General features: G+C 31.7%; 4 protein-coding genes. All 4 read left to right on the top strand.

Annotation, left to right across the window (positions count from 1 at the left end; translation table 11 throughout):
• Nucleotides 1–84 precede the first annotated feature (84 nt).
• The 4 genes from I4Q58_RS15295 to I4Q58_RS15280 all read left to right on the top strand — a co-directional run bounded on the left by I4Q58_RS15295 (nucleotide 85) and on the right by I4Q58_RS15280 (nucleotide 3,204).
• Nucleotides 85–591 carry a hypothetical protein gene (locus I4Q58_RS15295; protein ID WP_203296780.1) on the top strand — a complete coding sequence of 169 codons (507 nt, stop codon included), beginning with the start codon at nucleotides 85–87 and terminating at the stop codon, nucleotides 589–591.
• 136 nt (nucleotides 592–727) lie between these two features.
• Complete coding sequence (locus tag I4Q58_RS15290) at nucleotides 728–1,159, top strand: FEKKY domain-containing protein (RefSeq protein WP_203296779.1); 432 nt, start codon at nucleotides 728–730, stop codon at nucleotides 1,157–1,159.
• Between the two features lie 166 nt (nucleotides 1,160–1,325).
• A complete protein-coding gene (locus I4Q58_RS15285; RefSeq protein WP_203296778.1) occupies nucleotides 1,326–2,033 on the top strand; it encodes a response regulator in 708 nt (235 codons plus the stop codon).
• Nucleotides 2,026–3,204, top strand: coding sequence for a sensor histidine kinase (locus I4Q58_RS15280; RefSeq protein WP_203296777.1), 1,179 nt, complete (start codon nucleotides 2,026–2,028; stop codon nucleotides 3,202–3,204). The genes I4Q58_RS15285 and I4Q58_RS15280 overlap by 8 nt, the downstream gene beginning before the upstream one ends.
• The last annotated feature ends 214 nt before the right edge of the window (nucleotides 3,205–3,418 follow it).

The raw sequence follows: 3,418 nt of genomic DNA, 5'->3' as shown, positions 1-3,418 counted from the left end.
CAATGTAGCTTCTTCCCTATCTGAAAAATTTGTAAATTCACAGACCACGTTACGATACGTTATACAAGACCGTTGGCATTAATAATGGATACATCGACAATTTTATATATAACCCTTGGGATTTTAGTTCTTGTACTTCTATTACAAAAAATTCGGATTGATAAAAATTCGGAATATGACCCGTATACTGATGAAAAAAAGGAATGGTCAATATTGACTTCATTTTCGGAATTAAATTTATTGAGTAAGTATGCTGGCGAATTAAGATTCGGACCTGCTTTTATTCACTTAAAAACTGAACCAAAAAATATTTTCGGGAAGGAATTCTTCGGAGACTGGTTTTACAGAACGGAAAACGGAGTTTATTTGCAAAAGTGGAATTCTAATCCGATTAAAAACGGAGTTCATACCAGAGCAAATAATGACTTGATTTATTATGACAGATTAAAGAATAAAATAGAAGTTTTGGAAACTGGAATAAAGTCGTTTCATTGGACTATTGAAAAGGATGAGAATAATGAACTGACTTTAATATCTGATAACGGAAAAACAAAAAACCGAATAAAAATTACTAATGCCAACACCGTATAACGCTCATGTTGCGTAGCTGGTTAAACGAGTGAAAATTCCGATAATTTTTTAAACAATTCTTTAATTGAAAAATATGTAACTTTCACCCACGCACCACGTGGAGCGTTATACAATACCGTTAGGTAGCATTTGTGATATGAAAAAAACGATAATTATACTTTTTGGACTTCTGACTTTTTCATCAATTGCGCAAACTGATGATGAAAAAATGATCTTCAGCCGATTAGGCGAATTGACTGAGGAGCAATTGAATAGTTCAGGAGCTCTGAAGTTGAATTTCATTTCATCGGAAAGTGAGGCAAAAACTTTAGCTGAAATTGATATTAAAAACGGAAATCCATTTCTCTTTTTAGTGGGAGGAATTGCTCCCGTAATCTATACAACAGATTTGGCGTTTGAGAAAAAATATGATATTTATCTTTTTGACTTTGGATGTACCGGACCACAAGAAAAATATATTGAAGCTTATAATGAGGTCATTTTTGAATATTTGACAAATAGGTTTGGAAAAAAATGGAAAAAGGACATAAGAAAAGACGTTATTGGATTGAAAAAATGGAAAAAGTGAGTCAAACGCTACCTAACAACGTATAACGTGCATAGCACGAAAGGGTTAAGCGAATGAAAAATACGTCAGTGAAAAGAAACAATTCTCCAAAACTGAAAAAACCGTAACTTACATTCCGTGCAACGACACGTTATACAAATCCGTTGGGCACAATTAAAACTAAACTATGCTAACCAATACAGAATTAAAAAAACTTGAAATTGAATTATATGAAAAAGGACTCTCAAATTCAACTTTAAGGAAAATAAGAAATTCTAAAATCTGCATAATTGACAATGAGGTTAAGGATTTAAAAAGCTTCTTTGACGGTCTAAAAACAGAGGGATTCACAAACCTTAATAAATTCAAAAAATCACCTTCTATTAATGATATCTTGAATGAGCATTATGATATTATTCTCTTGGATTTAAATGATGTCGCTCAAGATATGACTGAAATGGATGGTCTTGGAGTTTTACAACTTTTAAAACAAAGAAACCCAAACTTACCTATATTAGTTATTACAGGACAAAATCCATCACCGGAAGTTAGAGACATACTAAATTTAGCAGATGGAGTCCGTAAAAAGCCCGTTTTGGCATCTGATTTGGCAAATGATGTCGATATGATTTTGAGGTACTATCACGATAAATTTTGGGCTTCCATTCTATTATTAAAAGAGTTAAACAAAATTGATATAGAATTAAAGAGGGATTTAGGTTTTATAAAAAGAATAAAATTGCATTATTTACGAAAATCTTTAGAAACAAAATTGGTTAAGAAAGAGGAAGATGTTGTAACGAAAATTGAAAAAATAATCAAACTTTTAAGGAGCGCTAAATCAATGACTACAATAATTTCGAAACTATCATCCAATATCGCTTTAGATGCTTAATATCAAACAAGTCAAAGAAACCATTAATTCTGTAATCACTAAAGAAAGTGGGAGATATCAGAATTCTGTTGTGGTAAAAAATACAGACAAGCCCTATTATAATAATGGAAAAAACCAATTCCAAATATGTTCTATTAATCATCCAGCTTGTAAGGAATTCTATAGAGAAAACTCAAACCTAGATATTTGGGAAAAAACGTGTCCTTTCGGCTTTACAGTATCGAAAAAATCCTATGATACTTCTACAAGTCACCAAAGAATATCAGTCTTCTCGATTTTAGACCTTAAAAAATCTAAGAGAATTAGTGAGCTCCTAAGTAGTCTACCAAGAAAGTTAAAACAACAAAGAGAAGCTATAGTTAACGAGCTAAATGAAATTAGTTTAGATTATACAATTCAAAAAACAAGAAAAAAATATATTGAAGGTTTGCTCGAAACCCTATTGATTGGTAGAATTGGATTGTCAATTCAATCAATTTCACATCAATTCTTCACGCCATTACAGGGTGCTATGGCTGATTTAAAAAACATAGAAAACGGTAATGACGTTGATGACTCATTACAGAGACTATCTCACAACTTTTCATCTCTCAATAAATTAGCAACTGAGATTCAACTTATACTTTCAACTTCTCAAGAATTTAATCTAAATATGCTTCGGAGAGTTCCAGTACATATTGTGGTGAATGAAATTTTTGAGGGATTAAGTTCAAGTGCAGAAGAAAAAAACATTACTTTGAATCAAGGTTTTAATCATTACAAAAAGACTGTTGACGCAATTCCTAGTCAATTTCATATTGTTCTATCGAATATAATAACCAATGCGATAAAATATTCTTTCAAAGGAATGCCTGATAATTATTTAGAAGTAAAAGTTGATTATGAGCAAGAAGGTGAAAATTTAATTATATCAGTAACAAATGAAGGGTGTAAAATTACCCACGATGAAATATCTCAAGGATTAATTTTCAATCTTGGTTATAGAGGGATTTATTCTGGTGATAGACAACGTTCAGGTTCAGGAAGTGGTCTGTATATTTCTCAGAAAATTATAAATGCACATGGAGGGAAAATTACTGTGGACTCAACTTTCTGTGGAGGAAGTGTAGAAATGGAAACTGATAGATATAGAAATAAGTTTTCCATTCATTGGCCAATATTAATAGAATAACTGTGCCCAACAACGTATAATGCGCATTGACTGCGCGAATGATCAAACTGTTGAAAAAGATTACAAAAAACCACCACTTCCCTACCCTAATTGAAAAATAACTAAATTTATGAGCGCAGAACGCGCATTATACAAATCCGTTGGCATCCATTTTTGAACTGAATCATGAAAAAAATAAAAACTGAACCAAATCTTTCAAATAGATTTGTTGCTG

Source organism: Luteirhabdus pelagi, assembly GCF_016827595.1.
Lineage (GTDB): Bacteria > Bacteroidota > Bacteroidia > Flavobacteriales > Flavobacteriaceae > Luteirhabdus > Luteirhabdus pelagi.
Note: the sequence above shows the minus strand (reverse complement) of the source record. Positions and strands in the feature narration are given on the sequence as shown.